Below are 16,668 nucleotides of genomic sequence, written 5' to 3' on the forward strand. Positions count from 1 at the left end.
CAGATATGAAAAACCTGACCATTCAGGCGCGGGTGCTGTTGCTGGCGCTGGTGCCAGTGATTTTGCTCACTGTGTTTCTGACCACATATAACCTGAATCAAGCCCGGGGCATCGGTGACGGAGCCGTAACTGGTTTTTCCTCGGCCATGGAGGCGAGCAAACGCCAGGAGCTGAAAAACTATCTGGAGCTGGCACGCACCTCAATTGCCCACCTATACAATAAGCCGGGATCAGCTAACGATCCTGAAGTGCGCGAGCAGGCGTGGGACATCCTTCGCCAGATGCGCTTTGATGATTCCGACAGTGTTGGCTATATCTTCGCCACTGACACCAGTGGCCTAACCGTTATGCATGGCGCAAAGCCGGCATTAGAAGGCAAGAATCTCTGGGACGCTCAGGATCCCAATGGTACCTATCTAATCCGCGAACTGGTAAGAGTGGCTCTGAGTGGCGGTGGCTATGTGCCCTATGACTGGCAGAACAGCGATACTGGTAAAATCGCCCCGAAACTGGGTTACGCCATAATGCTGCCGAAATGGAACATCATGATTGGTACCGGTTTCTGGGTAGATGGCCTGGAAAAACAGGTTGCTGCTATGGATGATGAAGTCGAGGAGGCCTTGGGTAATGCGGTAATCGCCTCAATAACCACCTCGCTGATTGCACTGGCCATTATCGTCTTTTTGGCCCTGATTGTAGTACGCAGCATTATCCGGCCACTGAAATCGGCGGTGTCGGCCATGAACGATATCGCCAGAGGCGATGGTGACCTGACTCGTCGATTGGAGATGGAGGGCAAGGACGAGCTTAGTCAGTTGGCGACGGCGTTCAACAGCTTTGCTGACCAGGTGCACGGATTGGTTGAGCGGGTTCTCTCGTCCACCCGCACCCTGAATGAAGCCTCTACGGAGCTGAACCAGATAATGGGAGAGGCAGAGCAAGGCGTAGAGCGTCAAAAATCCGAGAGTGATCAAGTGGCAACTGCCATGAATGAGATGACCGCCGCGGCCCAGGAAGTAGCTAATAACGCCAGTGAGGCTTCCGATGCTGCGGACCATGCCAATGTTCAGGTATCTGATGCTCAGGGCCTGGTGCATCAGACCATCGAAGTGATCGGTGGCTTGTCTGAGCAAGTTGAAGAGGGCGTTAAAGTTATTCAAAAGCTTGGCTCGGATTCCCGCAAGATTGACAGTGTTCTGGAGGTGATCCGTGAGATTGCCGATCAGACAAATCTGCTCGCCCTGAATGCGGCCATCGAGGCCGCGCGGGCCGGCGAAGCGGGTCGAGGCTTTGCGGTGGTCGCGGATGAAGTTCGCACGCTGGCGAGCCGGACTCAAAAGAGCACCCAGGAAATTCAGGAAACCATCGAGCGGCTGCAAGCCGGTGCCGGCAATGCAGTGAAGCTGATTGGTTTGATCAGTGAGCGTAGTGAGGCCACAGTTGCGGAAACGCGTAAGGTGAGTGACGCGCTGCAGAGAATTAATCAGGCGGTCGGTACCATCAACGATATGAACACCCAGATTGCCAGTGCCGCAGAGGAGCAAACCAGCGTCTCCGAAACAATCAACCAGAATGTTCACGAGATTGTTGCGATAACGGAGCAGACTGCTCAGGGGACGTATCGGGCGGGCTTGGCAACACAGCGACTCAAGGCGCTGGCGGCAGATATGTCAGACCAGGTCAGTCGTTACCGGGTGTGAGTAATTGAGAATTTAAAAGCCGGGGCCCTGGCCCCGGCTTTTTTGTGACCCTGTGTCAGAGGTTGGCTTCGGCAAACTCCGCCAGTATTGAGCGCGGTACACCTTGCAGGTGAATGTGTCCCCCATGGCTGAAGCTTTTGAAGCGCTCGGTCATATAGGTCAGGCCGGAGCTCAGCGCGCTCAGGTAGGGCGTGTCGATCTGCGCCAGGTTGCCCAGGCAGATCACCTTGGAGCCATTACCCGAGCGGGTAATGATGGTCTTGATCTGATGCGGAGTCAGGTTCTGGGATTCGTCAATAATAATCAGACTGTGCTGGAAGCTGCGGCCACGAATATAGTTCATGGATTTGAAGTGCAGGGGCACCTTGCTGAGGATGTAGTCCACACTGGCGGTCATGTTCTCATCGTCTTCGTGCAGTGCTTCCAGGTTGTCCACGATGGCGCCCAGCCAGGGTTCCATTTTTTCTGCCTCGGTGCCGGGCAGGAAGCCGATATCTTCATCCAGGCCTTGGGTTGAGCGTGTTGCAATAATCCGTTTGTAGAGTTTGCTGGCAACGGTCATCTCGATGCAGGCGGCCAGCGCCAGAATGGTTTTACCTGAGCCGGCTGAGCCTGTGAGGTTGACCAGATGGACATCCGGATCAAGCAGCAGGTTCAGGGCCATGGCCTGATAGATGTCCCGCGGCACCAGGCCCCAGACTTCTTCATTCATCAAGTCGTGCTGATGCAGGTCCCTGATAACCACCTGAGTGTCGGTGATGTTCACGACTTTGCCGACAAACCCCTGCTCATCAAGAACAAATTCGTTAATGTTAAGTTTTGCCAGTTCGCCTTCGCGCTTGAGAATGTGTTCGGTTACACCTTCCCTCTGCACGGTTTCCACTTTGGCAATGGTGTCCCAGAATGAGTTCGGAAACTCGCGATAGCCTTTCGGCAGCAGGTTAATGTCATCCAGCAACTGATCGTTTTGGTAGTCCTGAGCTTCAACACCGAAGCCACGGGCTTTAAGCCGCATGTTGATGTCTTTGCTGACTAATATGATATCCCGGGACTTGTGCCGCTCCTGAAGTGCCGCAAGGGTGTTGATGATCTTGTTGTCGTTCAGATGTTCCGGCAGTGAATGGTTACCGGTGTGCTCTGTGCTCATCAGAATGGAGAGGGTGCCCAGAGGGGCAGCCATCTTGGCCCGTATGATGGGTACGCCTTTCTCTATGTCCTTCGGGCTGGCATCGCCAAGCAGCCTGTCGATGGTGCGGATCGCCTGGCGACAATCAGCAGCCACACTCTGCTTGCCGGATTTGAGGCCATCGAGTTCTTCAAGGACGGTCATCGGGATGATGACATCGTGTTCTTCAAAGTTGAGGAGGGCGTTCGGGTCGTGAATCAGGACGTTGGTATCGAGGACATACATTTTTCTTCGAGCTTGCGGTGCACTTTCCGGTGTTCTGGGCATATGGGCGCTACCTCTGTGGTGGTTCAGTCGTTACGGGCGCAGCGTTTCGTAAGCTCTTCATCCGAGATGACTTTCAGCATATCGTATGTAGTTACAATTCCGGTTATTTTCGACTCCCGGGTGATAAAAATCCGATGCAAGTGTTCACTCATCATGATGTTGGCAATGTCGCGCACTGGCGTGTTCTCGTCAACCGATAATACGATGGGCGTCATGATATCCCGGACTTCTACCGGCACTTTGCCCATTTCCTCAAAAAGTACCATGCGTAAACGCCGCGCTTCCTGCTGGTCTTCTGCAGTGAGCTCTTTGTCGGCCTCAGGCCGGTTGGCATTCCAGCGGAATTCTGTAATGTCCTTGAGTGTGGCAATGCCGACAATCTCGCCTGAGTCGTCAGTAACAGGGCTGCCGGTAATTTCGTTATCGGTGAGAAACCGGGCAAGACGATCCATTGTCCAGGATTGCGGTACTGCCTTGATGCTGGGAGTCATTATTTCGTAAGCGAGCACGGTCATTTGGTGTTCTCTGCTTTGTGAAGTCCTTGCCCCAGAGCTTAGCGTTTCGTACTCTGCCCGTCACCTCTCAGTTGCCTGTCGGTTTTTGCACATCAACCAATCGACCGTCCTCGTTGTAGATCAGGTTGAAACCCTGGTAGCGCTCCAGGCCTGCTACCCGTTCCAGTTCTTCCATTGAACTTACCGGTATATCAACCAGCCAGCCGGGCAGGGCGCCGTTGGGATCTGTGTGTTGCAGTCATATCATTCGGGTTTTACGGCCTTCGGGAATAAACCGGTACAAGGTATCGGAGCGATCAACCCTTATCCGGCTGCTACTCTCTGCCCGCTTACCCGGCGTGGCGCTCATTTCCATGAGGATTTCGCCTGAAATCTCGTTGCCCCGTGTGCGGATGTTCAGAACATAGTCGCGGTCGGTAACCGGCCAGGGCATGTCATTTACGGAGTAGGCGTAGCGGTCATAAAAGCTGCCTTTGCCGACACTGTAGGATTCAGTGCAGTTGAGCACCCACTTAACACAGGATGCCGGGTTTACCATGACTGCCTCAATAGGGGCATCAAGCAGTGTTTCGGCTTTGAACGCCTGAAAACTGGAGTCATTCTGGTTGGTGGTATAGATGCGAATATCGCCGGCTTCCTTGCGCAGGCTCCATGCTTCGCTGTTTTCGGCGGGCAATGCCGCGCGGGCGGTGGCGGCCGCCATGGCAGAAACCAGCAAGGCGCAAATGACACCGCTGATGACTGGGGCCCAGCCTTTAAAGCCATGGGCTCCGGTCTTTCTCATAAGCTACACTTCCCTGATGATCGTGGGCCGAGTCTAACATGAGGTGTTGGGCGTGATGGCTCCCGAAGCAGGGGATTGTGAACCAGGTAACGGCCCGGTGAAGCAGTTCGTTAAATTGGCCCGATCTGACGACGACCATGACCAAAATAAAACTTATTGATGCAAAGGGGCACATCTCGCCGGGTGTGCTTAACCAGCCGGTAGACGAAATAAACTACCTGGACTACGACTTGCGAACCGTGATGGATCGCCCGCGTTCAGGGCTGGCCCGGCGTTGGCGCTTTAACCAGTTCCAGTTCGTCAGCGCGACCGGCCCGGGGTGGGTATTTGGTCTGGCGCTTGTGGATCTGAAGCTGATAGGGAGTGGCTTTTTCTACCTCTACGATTTTGCATCCGGGCAAATGCTGGAGCGCAGCTTCATGCGCCCTCTGGCGCTAGGTACCCGGATTGAGCCCTATCCCGAACAGGGCTCGGCCTCTTTCATCAAAGGGGACGTTTCCATGCGCATTCTACCCTTTGTAGGGGGTAGGAGTGTCTCCGTATCCGCGCCCGGCGGAATTCGGGTGGAGCTTACGCTGAGAGAAGACAATGACCCTCTGCGGCTGGTGTGCCCGGCGGGCTACAATGGCTGGGTATTCACCCGGAAATCAGCGGGCCTGCCGGTGCAAGGTGAGATTCGCTGGGACGATCGCGTCTGGCGGTGTGATGAAGCCACCCGTGGTGCTATCGACTGGAGTTGCGGTTTTATGCGCCGCGAAACCGCCTGGAACTGGGCGAGCCTGGCCGGTCAACTGCCGGATGGCCGCTCTCTAGGGCTCAATCTGGCTGCTGGCGTTAATGAAACCGGCATGACAGAAAATGCGCTCTGGCTGGACGGGCAGTGCCAGAAACTCGGTGCTGCCCAGTTTCGCTTTGATCGTTATCATCCTGGAGGCGACTGGCACGTGACCACCGAAGACGGCCGGGTTGATCTGCACTTTGAGCCGGCGGCCGCACGTAAAGAAAAACTCAACGCAGTGATCCTGGCGTCCAATTTCCGGCAGTATGTGGGGACCTTTAACGGGACTCTTACTGATGAGAAAGGCGCAAAGGTTGCTGTACAGGATTTGCGGGGGTTGGTCGAAGACCATTTTGCCCGGTGGTAGTGATGAGTACCTGCCCACAGAAAATGGGCAGGTACTTTTCTGGCTCGTGCTGGTTTTGCCTTAGCGGGCTTCAGCGTTCCGGCAGGGTTACGTTCAACTCCAGAACAGAGCAACTGCCGTTGCGGTCTACTTCGACCTGAACCATGTCATCACTGATCTGGACATATTTTCGAATCACCGCCAGCAATTCCTGCTGCAATTGCGGCAGATAGTCTGGCTGATCGCGCTGGCCGCGCTCGTGGGCCACAATAATCTGCAGTCGCTCTTTCGCAACATTGGCAGTGCCGGTTTTTTTGCTTCTGAAATAATTGAGGAAACTCATCCGTCAGCCCCCTTTGAACATCCGTGAGAAGAAGCCCTTTTTCTGGGTAGTCATGAAGCGCTGTTCCCGCTCCTCACCCAGAAGGCGTGCAACTGCGTCATCGTACGCCTGGCCGGCGTCGCTCTCTTCTTCGAGAATAACCGGCAGGCCCTGGTTCGACGCGTTGAGGACAACCTGGCTTTCGGGGATAACGCCCAATAGCGGAATGGCAAGAATCTCTTCCACATCGGCTACCGAGAGCATTTCGCCTCGTTCAACCCGGCCTGGGTTGTAGCGGGTCAGCAGCAGATGCTCCTTAACCGGATCCTGGCCCATTTCGGCGCGCCGGGATTTGCTTTGCAGGATGCCTAGAATCCGGTCTGAGTCCCGCACTGAGGAAACTTCCGGATTGGTCACTACAATGGCCTCATCGGCATAATACAGCGCCATCATCGCTCCGTGCTCAATACCAGCGGGCGAGTCGCAGATGATGTAGTCGAACGTTTCAGAAAGTTCGTTGATGATTTTTTCAACGCCTTCTTTGGTGAGTGCTTCTTTTTCCCGGGTCTGAGACGCCGGGAGGATGTAGAGGGTATTAACCCGCTTGTCGCGGATCAGGGCCTGATTCAACGATGCCTCGCCCTGTATGACATTTACAAAGTCATACACTACACGGCGCTCGCAGTTCATGATCAGGTCCAGGTTGCGCAGGCCCACGTCGAAGTCAATCACGACGGTCTTGTGGCCGCGTTTGGCAATGCCGGTGCTGATAGAGGCGCTGGTGGTGGTTTTGCCAACGCCGCCCTTTCCTGAGGTAACGACAATGATTCTAGCCAAGGTTAATTTCCTGTGTCTCGGTGGATTCGTCGTGTCTGCCGGATAAACCGGTCACATTATTCTGCTCGATTCCAGTATCAGGCCTTGTCCAGTGGTGTCACCACCAGCAGGTCATCCCTGAGCTGGATTTGCACAGCGCTTTTCCAGCTATTGTCCTGAAGATCTTCGGAGATTTTATAGTGTCCGGCGATGGACACAAGCTCTGCCTCAAGTGATTGACAGAAGACTCTCGCGGACTCAGCGCCATGGATGCCGGCCAGAGCCCGGCCTCGCAGTGGTCCGTATATGTGAATGTTGCCTGCCGCCAGTACTTCTGCCCCCGCCTGAACCGGCGCCAGAATAACCAGGTCGCCTTCTGGTGCATGGACTTGCTGGCCCGAGCGAACCGGTTGGCTGATGATTTTGGTCGGCCGCACTTCCGAAGCAGTCTGGGCTGCTGGTGCTTCCGCTGCTTTTTCAGGCACCGCGTCGGTTTCATGGGCCCGGTCTCTCTGGCCGTTTCCCGGCATAAGGGCTAGAGAGGCTCCCCGGGCCAGTCGGCGCTGGTCATCATTGCCACCGCGAACGCCAATGACATGAATGTTGTTGCGCCGGCAAGTGCCGATGATGTTGAAGAAATCGAGCTCGCTGTCGAGGCCTTCGTACTTTTCCAGGCTGATGATGAGGGGCGTATCCCGGAAGAAGCCGGGAGCCTGGCTGATCTTGTCTTTCAGTGTTTCTTCGAATTCGTCGTTATCGAAATAGTAGAGCTCCAGCGCTGTCATGGAAACGCTGGTGCTTTTCAGCTGGAATCCGTGCTTTACCCCGGAGGTGGCGGTGTCGCTCATGAATGGGTCTCTTCCTTGGTGTCTGGCTCGGGTGGAGTTTCGCGCAGGCGCAGTGGTGCGTTTTCAAAACAGATGCCGGACCAGCCTGTGCTGATGAACTGGCGGATATTGCCGTGGCTTTCTTCGGTGGGGCTGTTCAGAACCTGCTCATAATGCTGCGCAAATAGCTTCAGCGTGTCTGCTTCGTTCAGGCTGCAATACTGAGCAATACCAAATACCTGGCAGGCCCCCGTGTTTTCACCGGCGGCATTGAATACCGGGCCGTTGCGGAAACCTGTGGGCTGGTAGTTAAAGTACTGTTCGATCAGCGCCAGGGTGTCATCAAAATCCGCATGGCCACCATCCAGGGATGCCAAGTGGATACGTAGTGCATTGTTTACGTTCATTACTTGTGATCCTGCCTGGGGCCGGCCTGGTGGAGAGCTTTCCACTCTTCGTAAGGCATTCCGTAGATCTCTTCCCTGGCGGCGGGATCGGAAATGTCCAGGCCTCGCTCGCCGGCTTCTGCCCGGTACCATTTGGAAAGGCAGTTGCGGCAGAATCCGGCCAGATTCATCAGATCGATGTTCTGAACGTCTGGGCTGTCCCGCAAATGTTTAACCAAGCGACGAAATGCCGCTGCTTCTATTTCGGTGCGCTCAGAGTCTGGAATGGGGTTTGTCATGGGGCCTCGTGATGGTATCCGGTTCTTAGCATGGGGGTTCCTGACATTCTCAGCATCTTACTTTAAGATACAAGGCTGTATAAATGTACAGAAACCCGACGCGAGCGCAGTGATTATGCCTCAACGCAAGATCATCCACGTGGATTGTGACTGTTTTTATGCGGCGGTCGAGATGCGTGATGACCCGACACTGCGAAATGTTCCGCTGGCAGTAGGCGGTGCCGGTGGCCGAGGTGTTGTCACTACTTGTAACTACAAAGCCCGGGCTTTCGGTGTGCGTTCCGCCATGCCCGGCGGTGAAGCCCGGCGGCTGTGCCCCGATCTGGTTACCGTGCCAACGGATATGGCCCGTTATCGGGCGGCGTCGCAACAGGTGATGAGCATTCTCCGCGAACTGACCGATCTGGTTGAGCCCCTGTCCCTCGACGAGGCTTTTCTGGACGTATCCGATATTACCGATCACCGGGGCAGCGCCACGCTGATGGCCCGCTACCTGCGGGAGCGGGTAAAAAAGGAAGTGGGTATCACCATTTCTGCCGGCGTGGCCCCCAATAAATTTCTGGCCAAAATTGCCAGTGACTGGCAAAAGCCCGACGGGCTGTTCGTGGTAAAGCCTGAAGATATCGACGGCTTTGTCCGGGAGTTAAAAGTCGAGAAGCTGTTCGGAGTAGGACAGGTGACAGCGGCCAAGCTGCACGCGCTTGGAGTGCAGACCTGTGGCGACTTGCAGGCGTTGGGCGCCGATGTGCTGATCGAGCGTTTTGGTAAGCAGGGGTACCGGCTGTACGAAATGGCCCATGGCCGGGATGAGCGGCCTGTAGTGGTTTCTCGGATTGCGAAATCCGTGAGTGTAGAGCGTACCTTCTCCAAGGATCTACCGGATATGGCGGCCTGTGAAACCGTGCTTGCATCGCTGGTTGCCGATCTTAACCTTCGGCTTTCCCGCAAAGGGCGGGAGAAACCCATTCACAAGTTGTTCATCAAAATACGGTACAGCGATTTTTCCACCCACACGCTGGAGCGCGTGCGGGGAAATATAAGGGAACCGGCTTTTGAGGATTATCTGCCACTTCTGACTGAGCTGGTAACCAATCGCGAGCGCCCCGTTCGCCTGTTGGGTCTTGGAGTGCGTTTTCGCAATGATGATGCGCCTGTTACGCAGCTGCGGTTATTTGATTGAGGTCAGCCGGGAAACAGGGCGAGGAAATCACTGAGAAAGTACAAAGTTGACAGGTATCCCATCAACCCTCCTATTAATGCCCCCGCTAAAACATCGGTGGGATAGTGCAAGCCCAACACAACCCGGGAGGCTGCCACACTCAGGGTAAATGGAAGGGTGGCCAGCGCCAATTCAGGTGTTGTCATGAATAGCATGGCCTGGAAGCAGGCAGCATGAAGCGTGTGTCCGGATGGGAAGCTGTAACGATCTAAGGGAGGCGTACAGCAGTTAATGGAGGGAAAGGATATAAACGGCCGCTCGCGAATCAGCCAGCGCTTAAGGAGTTTGTAGGTCAGGGTGCAGGTCAGCCCCGTCAAAGCCATTAGCAGTGCCAGGCCAGCGCCAGCCTCGGGCTCGATGAAGGGGGCGGACAATATGAGAACGTACCAGAACCATCCGTCACCCAGTCGGCTTACCAGCTGGAAGTAGCGGAGTACTGGCCGGAACCTGACTATTCGATTTATGCACTGACAGAAGGCGTACTCACGCTGATCTGCCGATTCAAAGAAGCGAGATGCTTTGCTTATTATTGGCATAGTATCGGGCCTTTGGGCTCTGGTTTAGCACGAGTTGCTCGAATTGTTCGATCTGCGAATTCCAGCTCAGTTTGAGAGCGTCCAGCCGGGCCTGGGCGCGAATACGATTGAGCAGAGTTGGCTGGTTAGCCAATCGGAGTGCCCCGCTAGTAAATTTCTCATCCATGGTCAACGGAGCCTTTAAGCCATTTTCCTCGTGGCGGATGTGTTCGCTGGCGGCGGCGTCGTCGTAGGCAACCACGGCGAGGCCGCTAGCCATTGCTTCAAGCACGACGTTTCCAAATGTGTCGGTTTTGCTGGGGAACAGGAACAGATCACCGGATGCATAGTGACGGGCGAGATCACTGCCACGTTGGATGCCGCAAAAAATATAGTCTGGGTGTTTTTCGGCTAACTGTTTGCGCATAGGGCCATCACCCACCAGCACAAATTTGGCTCGGGGATGTAATTTACGTATGCGCTCGTAGCACGCTACCGCCATCCTGAGATTTTTTTCTGCGGCTAGCCGTCCCACATAGAGCACCGCGAGGCTCTTGCCTTCGAGGCCCCAGCGCGAGCGCAGCGATTCATCCCGCTTGTGTGGTGTAAATCGGCTGCAATCCACCCCGCGACTCCAAAGGCCGGTCGGAGTGATGCCCATTTTTGCTGTGACCTGCTGCATTTTTTTTGTGGGAACCAGAGTTATTGATGTGCGGTTGTGGAACCAGCGCCCATAGGCGCAAAGCAACTTTTCGAGAGCTCCAACGCCGTAGTATCGACTGTACTGGTGAAAGTTGGTGTGAACGCCGGAGCTGACAGGTAGTTCCATCTTTTTTGCTGCAGAAACTGCAGCTATCCCCAAAGGCCCCTGAGTAGCTACATAGATTGCATCTGGCCGGTTCGCTTGCCAGAGCCGCCGGAGTTCGCTGCTGTGGGCTATACCGAAACGCAGATCGGTATAGCCGGGCAGGGGCACACCGGTCACAACGTATTCCCGGGAGAACAATTCATTGCCTGCGCTCGGCATCAGGCCTTTGCTCTCATGACGTTGCCGTGGGCGTATAACAGTGACTTGGTGCCCGTGTTGCATTAGTCCCTGGCACAGGTGCTTTAGTGTATTGGCAACCCCGTTGATTTCCGGCGGAAACGTTTCGGAAACGATGGTAATGTGTTGTTTTCGCGGGCTGGCCTGCTTGGTTTTGATCACGACGTTTCCCGAGGTTGCTTTGACATGCTTTCACTATGGGAGTTACGAGTGACAGTTATGCGACGCTCCTGTGACATTCTCTTTACTTATTTATCAATCTGAACCGGAGATTCTATGCAAACCCGAAAGCTCGGCAGTACGGACATTGACGTCAGCCTGATATGCCTTGGCACCATGACTTGGGGGGAGCAGAACAGCGAGCAGGAAGCCTTTGAGCAGCTCGATTACGCCACCTCTGAGGATGTGAATTTTATTGATGCTGCAGAAATGTACCCGGTACCGCCGCGGGCAGAAACCCAGGGGCTGACCGAAACTTATCTGGGCAACTGGCTGGCGAAGCGCGGGCGCCGTGATGATCTGGTGATTGCCTCGAAAGTCGCTGGGCCAGGCAATGGGTTGAGCTACCTGCGGAATGGACCGCGTCTGACCCGCGATCACATTATTGAAGCCTGTGAGGCCAGCCTGAAGCGTCTGAAGACCGACTACATTGATCTGTATCAGGTGCATTGGCCGGATCGCAACACCAACTTTTTCGGTAAGCTCGGTTATGAGCATGACCCGAAAGAGAAATTTACGCCGATAGAGGAAACGCTGTCTGCACTCGGTGAGCTGGTTGATGCGGGGAAAGTCCGGCATATCGGGATCTCCAACGAGACGCCCTGGGGGGCCATGGAGTATCTGCGCCTGGCAGGCGAAAAAGGCTTGCCGCGGATTGCCAGTATTCAGAACCCTTATAATTTGCTGAACCGGACTTTTGAAGTTGGTACCGCGGAAATAGCCCACCGGGAGCAGACGGGCTTGCTGGCCTATTCACCTTTGGCCTTCGGTATGCTGTCTGGCAAATACATGGGTGGTAAATGGCCTGAAAAGGCTCGCCTGACTCTCTATGAAAGGTTCAGCCGCTACACAAGCGGGGGCGGTGCGGATGCGACTCGCGCTTATGTAGAGCTTGCCCGGCATAGTGGTCTGTCTCCGGTTCAGATGGCCTTGGCCTTTGTAAACAGCCGGAGCTTTGTAACCAGTAATATCATTGGCGCAACCAGCATGGAGCAGCTTCGGGAAAACCTCGGCTCGCTGAACGTGAATCTCAGCCCGGAGACACTGGAAGCGATCGAGACGATTCACCAGGAGTTTACCTATCCCTGTCCTTGATAGCCGGTACAGTTGAAAAATGACCCAAGGTATAGAGCCAGAAGGAATTGGCCTTGCCTGACGAAATATTTGTTACATTCTGCAATATTGAGGATCATTTTTTGACAAAAAAGCGGGGCAATTGTGTGCGATTTCACATCTTTTCACCGCTCAGTGGTTAGACTTTAGCCTAGGGTATAAGTAAACTTCTGATCCGGTTAAAGGTCATCGTAAGTCTCATGATTATTCGCATATTTGTCGCATTGCTTGTTCTGAACGTCGCCGCGTTTGTGGTTCGCGCTGAGGCGGCTGAACGCGGGTTTAACGAACTGAGCGAGATAATGACCACCGAAGATGTTTATGAGCTGCAGCAGCGGATGTCCGGTGATTTTGACGACGACGCTGATGCCTTTGCCGAAATCGGGTCTCGTTTGCTGAGCTTGTCGCTGGTGCGCACTGTTAACACGGGCAAGCAATACGCTTCCCAGCCTGCCCAGGCCGATCATGGCATTGCGCTTCTGAATGATGGTGCTTGCCTGAATCTGAAGTGGAACTTCTGACCCCGTTATTGTAACCCGCAAGCTTTAGTTCGCTGTTCACCCTATCTTTTAATCTTGTTGCGTTCGCTCCGAACGTCAGACTTTTCCTCCCTCTGTATTTTCTGTCTCCTCTGGTTAATAGCCGGATTCATGATCTGGTGCATTGTCTGCGCACATATGTCATGTGATGATCCCCTTATGGATAAAAGCTGATTGATCAATGAGGATCCTGATATGGCGATAAACAGCAAAGAGCGTCTGAATGACACAGAACGTTGCGTGGATGAATTAATCCGCCGGGTTGGCAAGAATATTACGTTAGGTTTGCCCCTGGGTTTGGGAAAGCCAATCCGCTTTTTGAACGCGCTTTATCAGAGGGCCAAGGACGACCCGGAGATAAATCTGCACATATTTACAGCTCTGTCATTGCTGGCTCCCGCTGGCAGCTCATCTCTGGAAAAGCGCTTTATGGGGCCGTTTTCGGAGCGACTTTACGGCGGCATTCCGGACCTGCAATATGCCCGGGACGTCAGCAAGAACCGCTTGCCCCCCAATGTTCAGGTTTCGGAATTTTTCTTCAAGGCTGGCAGTTACCTCAACAACCGCAGCCAGCAGCGCCACTACGTATCCACCAACTATACCCATGCCGTTCGTGACCTGATGGATCTGGGGGTTAATGTGGTCGCTCAGATGGTGTCGCCTGGTGAGCTGCATGATGCGCCGGGTATGGTAAGCCTTAGCTGCAACCCTGATCTGACCCTCGATCTGCTGCCGCTGTTACGTGAGCGTGAGGCTGCAGGCACTCCGGTGGCTATTGTGGGCGAAATCAATCGCCAGCTACCCTGGTTTGGTCGTGATGCCGCTGTTGCCGAAGATCAGTTTGATATGGTGTTTGAGCATCAGGCCACGGAATACCCGTTGTTTTCTGCCCCTCAGATGGCCATCAGCCCGGAAGACCATCTGATTGGGTTTTACGCCAGCACCTTGCTGAAAGATGGTGGCACACTGCAGTTGGGCATTGGCTCTCTTGGGGCGGCTTTGGTGCATAGCGCTATTCTGCGCCACAAGAATAACGATGCTTGGCGGGCTGTTTTTGACTATCTGAAAGTTGCGGAAAACTTTCCTCTTGCTGAAAAAGAAGGTGGAACGGGGCCATTTGAGAAAGGCCTCTACGGCTGCAGCGAGATGATGGTCGACGGCTTTTTATACCTGATGGAAGCGGGCATTCTTCGGCGCGAGGTGCATGATCATGCCGATCTGCAAACACTGATCAATAACGGCGAAATTCATGAGCAGATTTCCCTGGTTACCCTGGATGTACTTCGCCGGGAGGGGCTCATTGATTCACCCATGAGAGCCCGGGATGTGGCCTGGCTGACACGGTACGGAATTCTCCGTGAAGCGGTTGAGTTCAAGGGCGGTCGGCTGCGGATTGGAGAGCACTCACTGGATGCCAATCTGGATGATGCCGGGGCGAGGGAGGCGATTGGAGCCTTGGCGCTCGGTGAACGGCTAACCGGCGGGGTGGCCATGCACGGTGGTTTTTACGTCGGTCCTCAGCAGTTCTATCAGTCATTGCGTGAGCTTTCCGATGAGGATCGTGATCGTATCTGCATGACCAGTGTCAACTTTATTAATCATCTTTACGATCATCGCTTCGGTAACCAGCGCCTTAAAGCTGCCCAGCGGATACACAGCCGGTTTATCAATACAGCCATGATGCACACACTCAGTGGTGCAGCGGTTTCCGATGGGCTTGAGGATGGCAGGGTGATCAGCGGCGTAGGTGGTCAGTACAATTTCGTGGCCATGGCCCATGAGCTGCCCGGGGCCCGATCCATTATCGCTCTGCGGAGTATCCGTAAATCTCAGGGCGCGGTGGTATCGAATATTGTGTTCAATTACGGCCACTGTACGATTCCCCGCCATCTGCGAGATGTTGTGATTACCGAATATGGTATTGCTGATCTGCGTGGCCAGTCAGATGAGCAGGTATACCTGCGCCTGATCCGTATCGCGGATTCTCGGTTCCAGCAGGATCTGCTCAAGCGGGCGCAGAAAGCTGGTAAGGTGGATGCGGCGTTCCGGCTACCGGCCAGTTGGCTTAACAATACGCCCGATGCCATCGCAAAGCTGTTCTCAGAAGCTGGCGGCAAAGACTGGTTTCCGGCGTTTCCTTTTGGCCGGGATTTTACCGACCAGGAGTTGGTTTTGGGCAAAGCTCTAAAGAGACTCAAGTCTGAAACGGCGACCCGCCGTGGTAAACTGTGGACGCTCTTGCAAGCCATCCGGACCAAAGATGAGCAGGGCCGTTATACCGAATTGCTGCAACGAATGGGCCTGCTCCAGCCTTCAGGGCTGCGTGAAAAACTGGATCAGCGGCTCGTGATCCATGGCCTGCAACTGACAGAAAATCCATCGGATACAGGAAACTCGAAACCCTGATGCAAGCTTCCCAAAAAAAACCTGACGTTTTTACTGTTCATTATGTGCTGAAGAACAAGGTCGGCGAGTTGGTTGATACTTCAGAGGGCAGTGAGCCTCTGCACTTTTTGTACGGTAGTCCGGATATTATCAAAGGTATCCAGGAGGCAGTGAAAGACCGTAATGCCGGAGACTGTCTGGAGGTAACCGTTCCACCCGCCATGGCCTATGGAGAACACAGGGAAGACCTGGTTCGGAAGATTCCCAAGTCGATGTTTGAAGGTGTGGAAAATCTGCAGGTTGGTATGAAGTTCCAGACCAATACCGGAGATAACGCCCAGATTGTTCAGGTCATGGGAATCGACGGCAACCTTATCCGGGTTGATGCTAACCATCCTTTGGCCGGTTTCACCCTGTATTTTGATCTGGAAGTCATTGAGCGCCGTGAAGCGACAGATGAAGAAATCGCTCAAGGCCGGCCTCTGTTGTGAGTGAACCGGCCTTTCTGAGCCTGCGAAAGACCCAGGTCAGAATTTGTCACCGGGTGTAACCGCAGGATGGGTCCATGTATATTTCTGAATAGCATGTATAATTGCTGTTACATCAGGTTGTCTGTATCGTCGGATACAGGAAGAAACTGAACCCGGAAAAATAAAATCAGAGATGGACCGCGTGGAACAGACAAACGAAAGTTGGCGAATTCTTATTGTCGAAGATGATGAGCGGCTGGCCGAGCTGACCCGGGAATACCTCGAAAGCAACGGCTTGGCTGTATCACTCGAAACGCATGGAGGCTCTGCCGTTGAGCGCATTCGCAACGAGCAGCCTGATCTTGTTGTACTGGATTTGATGTTGCCCGGTGAGGATGGCCTTTCCATTTGCCGTCGTGTGCGACCGTTTTATTCCGGCCCCATTATTATGCTCACTGCGCGTACTGACGATCTGGATCAGGTGCTTGGCCTTGAAATGGGGGCGGATGATTACATCGGCAAGCCCGTCAAGCCCCGCGTGCTTCTGGCCCGTATCCGCGCCATGCTGCGCCGTGTTACAGAAAATGCTCAAAACAGCGCCGATGAAGCAAGCAACGAAGAACCTACGCGGCTTCAGTTTAACGACTTGGTGGTTGATCGCTCCATGCGTGAAGCATGGTTGAGTGATATAAGCATCGACCTGACCAGCGCCGAATTCGATCTGCTCTGGTTGCTTTCGAGCAATGCTGGACGTGTGTTGAGCCGGGAAGAGATTTTCACCGCCTTGCGGGGCATCGAATACGATGGTCAGGACAGATCCATTGACGTTCGGGTCTCCCGGATTCGACCGAAAATCGGCGACGACCCCATCCACCCCCGCAGGATCAAGACGGTTCGAAGTAAAGGCTATCTGTTTGTGAAAGAAGCCTGACGATTC

The 16,668-nt window shown here is 54.3% G+C and carries 18 protein-coding genes; 8 read left to right on the forward strand and 10 right to left on the reverse strand.

The annotated features are described in order from the left end of the window. Positions 1-5: 5 nt before the first annotated feature. The gene (locus BUA49_RS14695; protein WP_072798947.1) at positions 6-1,700 is read left to right on the forward strand and encodes a methyl-accepting chemotaxis protein; all 1,695 of its coding nucleotides are present in this window, start codon (positions 6-8) and stop codon (positions 1,698-1,700) included. Positions 1,701-1,755: 55 nt separating this feature from the next. Here the strand turns inward: BUA49_RS14695 and BUA49_RS14700 are convergent, their stop codons facing one another. The 3 genes from BUA49_RS14700 to BUA49_RS14710 form a co-directional block, all read right to left on the reverse strand. Beyond that, positions 1,756-3,111, reverse strand: coding sequence for a PhoH family protein (locus BUA49_RS14700; RefSeq protein ID WP_072798949.1), 1,356 nt, complete (start codon positions 3,109-3,111; stop codon positions 1,756-1,758). A 65-nt stretch (positions 3,112-3,176) separates the two neighbouring features. After that, positions 3,177-3,668 (reverse strand): CBS domain-containing protein, encoded by a 492-nt coding sequence (locus BUA49_RS14705; RefSeq protein ID WP_072798951.1) that lies wholly within the window; start codon positions 3,666-3,668, stop codon positions 3,177-3,179. A 238-nt stretch (positions 3,669-3,906) separates the two neighbouring features. After that, positions 3,907-4,452, reverse strand: coding sequence for an SRPBCC family protein (locus BUA49_RS14710; protein WP_228704508.1), 546 nt, complete (start codon positions 4,450-4,452; stop codon positions 3,907-3,909). A 137-nt stretch (positions 4,453-4,589) separates the two neighbouring features. Here BUA49_RS14710 and BUA49_RS14715 point away from each other — a divergent pair, with 137 nt between their 5' ends. Further along, positions 4,590-5,597, forward strand: a complete 1,008-nt coding sequence (locus BUA49_RS14715) for a DUF2804 domain-containing protein (protein ID WP_072798952.1) — start codon at positions 4,590-4,592, stop codon at positions 5,595-5,597. 70 nt (positions 5,598-5,667) lie between these two features. On the opposite strand, the gene minE is transcribed toward BUA49_RS14715, so the two are convergent. From minE to BUA49_RS14740, 5 genes are all read right to left on the reverse strand, one after another. Then, entirely contained in the window at positions 5,668-5,919 is a 252-nt protein-coding gene (minE, locus tag BUA49_RS14720; protein WP_072798954.1) for a cell division topological specificity factor MinE, read from the reverse strand. 3 nt (positions 5,920-5,922) lie between these two features. Then, complete coding sequence (gene minD, locus BUA49_RS14725) at positions 5,923-6,735, reverse strand: septum site-determining protein MinD (protein WP_072798955.1); 813 nt, start codon at positions 6,733-6,735, stop codon at positions 5,923-5,925. Positions 6,736-6,812: 77 nt separating this feature from the next. Next, complete coding sequence (gene minC / locus BUA49_RS14730) at positions 6,813-7,562, reverse strand: septum site-determining protein MinC (protein WP_072798957.1); 750 nt, start codon at positions 7,560-7,562, stop codon at positions 6,813-6,815. Beyond that, positions 7,559-7,948: a HopJ type III effector protein gene (locus BUA49_RS14735; protein ID WP_072798959.1), complete on the reverse strand. Its 390-nt coding sequence runs from the start codon at positions 7,946-7,948 to the stop codon at positions 7,559-7,561. Before BUA49_RS14735 ends, minC begins: the two co-directional genes overlap by 4 nt. Continuing rightward, complete coding sequence (locus tag BUA49_RS14740) at positions 7,948-8,226, reverse strand: DUF1244 domain-containing protein (protein ID WP_072798962.1); 279 nt, start codon at positions 8,224-8,226, stop codon at positions 7,948-7,950. Before BUA49_RS14740 ends, BUA49_RS14735 begins: the two co-directional genes overlap by 1 nt. Positions 8,227-8,341: 115 nt before the next feature. Between BUA49_RS14740 and dinB the strand changes: the two genes are divergently transcribed. Further along, positions 8,342-9,406: a DNA polymerase IV gene (gene dinB, locus BUA49_RS14745; RefSeq protein WP_072799191.1), complete on the forward strand. Its 1,065-nt coding sequence runs from the start codon at positions 8,342-8,344 to the stop codon at positions 9,404-9,406. Positions 9,407-9,408: 2 nt separating this feature from the next. Here dinB and BUA49_RS14750 read toward each other — a convergent pair whose 3' ends face one another. Then, positions 9,409-9,981 (reverse strand): phosphatase PAP2 family protein, encoded by a 573-nt coding sequence (locus tag BUA49_RS14750; protein WP_072798964.1) that lies wholly within the window; start codon positions 9,979-9,981, stop codon positions 9,409-9,411. After that, positions 9,947-11,167, reverse strand: coding sequence for a glycosyltransferase family 4 protein (locus BUA49_RS14755; protein WP_072798966.1), 1,221 nt, complete (start codon positions 11,165-11,167; stop codon positions 9,947-9,949). Before BUA49_RS14755 ends, BUA49_RS14750 begins: the two co-directional genes overlap by 35 nt. 114 nt (positions 11,168-11,281) lie before the next feature. Here BUA49_RS14755 and BUA49_RS14760 point away from each other — a divergent pair, with 114 nt between their 5' ends. The 5 genes from BUA49_RS14760 to BUA49_RS14780 all read left to right on the forward strand — a co-directional run bounded on the left by BUA49_RS14760 (position 11,282) and on the right by BUA49_RS14780 (position 16,662). Continuing rightward, positions 11,282-12,319: an NADP(H)-dependent aldo-keto reductase gene (locus BUA49_RS14760; protein ID WP_072798968.1), complete on the forward strand. Its 1,038-nt coding sequence runs from the start codon at positions 11,282-11,284 to the stop codon at positions 12,317-12,319. Between the two features lie 218 nt (positions 12,320-12,537). After that, entirely contained in the window at positions 12,538-12,858 is a 321-nt protein-coding gene (locus BUA49_RS14765; RefSeq protein ID WP_072798969.1) for a hypothetical protein, read from the forward strand. 213 nt (positions 12,859-13,071) lie between these two features. Beyond that, entirely contained in the window at positions 13,072-15,282 is a 2,211-nt protein-coding gene (locus BUA49_RS14770) for an acetyl-CoA hydrolase/transferase C-terminal domain-containing protein (RefSeq protein ID WP_072798971.1), read from the forward strand. After that, positions 15,282-15,752, forward strand: coding sequence for an FKBP-type peptidyl-prolyl cis-trans isomerase (locus BUA49_RS14775; protein WP_072798973.1), 471 nt, complete (start codon positions 15,282-15,284; stop codon positions 15,750-15,752). Before BUA49_RS14770 ends, BUA49_RS14775 begins: the two co-directional genes overlap by 1 nt. A 172-nt stretch (positions 15,753-15,924) precedes the next feature. Further along, positions 15,925-16,662: a response regulator gene (locus BUA49_RS14780; protein WP_072798975.1), complete on the forward strand. Its 738-nt coding sequence runs from the start codon at positions 15,925-15,927 to the stop codon at positions 16,660-16,662. Positions 16,663-16,668 lie beyond the last annotated feature (6 nt).

The sequence above is a fragment of the Marinobacter antarcticus genome (assembly GCF_900142385.1).
GTDB lineage: Bacteria > Pseudomonadota > Gammaproteobacteria > Pseudomonadales > Oleiphilaceae > Marinobacter > Marinobacter antarcticus.

Bases quoted from the DNA above. Each gene is read 5' to 3' on its own strand.
- BUA49_RS14775 (WP_072798973.1), top strand. From the start codon at position 15,282: ATGCAAGCTTCCCAAAAAAAACCTGACGTTTTTACTGTTCATTATGTG.
- BUA49_RS14780 (WP_072798975.1), top strand. From the start codon at position 15,925: ATGGACCGCGTGGAACAGACAAACGAAAGTTGGCGAATTCTTATTGTC.
- BUA49_RS14715 (WP_072798952.1), top strand. From the start codon at position 4,590: ATGACCAAAATAAAACTTATTGATGCAAAGGGGCACATCTCGCCGGGT.
- BUA49_RS14740 (WP_072798962.1), bottom strand. From the start codon at position 8,226: ATGACAAACCCCATTCCAGACTCTGAGCGCACCGAAATAGAAGCAGCG.
- BUA49_RS14765 (WP_072798969.1), top strand. From the start codon at position 12,538: ATGATTATTCGCATATTTGTCGCATTGCTTGTTCTGAACGTCGCCGCG.
- dinB (WP_072799191.1), top strand. From the start codon at position 8,342: ATGCCTCAACGCAAGATCATCCACGTGGATTGTGACTGTTTTTATGCG.
- BUA49_RS14710 (WP_228704508.1), bottom strand. From the start codon at position 4,452: ATGAGAAAGACCGGAGCCCATGGCTTTAAAGGCTGGGCCCCAGTCATC.
- BUA49_RS14760 (WP_072798968.1), top strand. From the start codon at position 11,282: ATGCAAACCCGAAAGCTCGGCAGTACGGACATTGACGTCAGCCTGATA.
- BUA49_RS14770 (WP_072798971.1), top strand. From the start codon at position 13,072: ATGGCGATAAACAGCAAAGAGCGTCTGAATGACACAGAACGTTGCGTG.
- BUA49_RS14705 (WP_072798951.1), bottom strand. From the start codon at position 3,668: ATGACCGTGCTCGCTTACGAAATAATGACTCCCAGCATCAAGGCAGTA.
- minC (WP_072798957.1), bottom strand. From the start codon at position 7,562: ATGAGCGACACCGCCACCTCCGGGGTAAAGCACGGATTCCAGCTGAAA.
- minE (WP_072798954.1), bottom strand. From the start codon at position 5,919: ATGAGTTTCCTCAATTATTTCAGAAGCAAAAAAACCGGCACTGCCAAT.
- BUA49_RS14735 (WP_072798959.1), bottom strand. From the start codon at position 7,948: ATGAACGTAAACAATGCACTACGTATCCACTTGGCATCCCTGGATGGT.
- BUA49_RS14750 (WP_072798964.1), bottom strand. From the start codon at position 9,981: ATGCCAATAATAAGCAAAGCATCTCGCTTCTTTGAATCGGCAGATCAG.
- BUA49_RS14695 (WP_072798947.1), top strand. From the start codon at position 6: ATGAAAAACCTGACCATTCAGGCGCGGGTGCTGTTGCTGGCGCTGGTG.
- BUA49_RS14700 (WP_072798949.1), bottom strand. From the start codon at position 3,111: ATGTATGTCCTCGATACCAACGTCCTGATTCACGACCCGAACGCCCTC.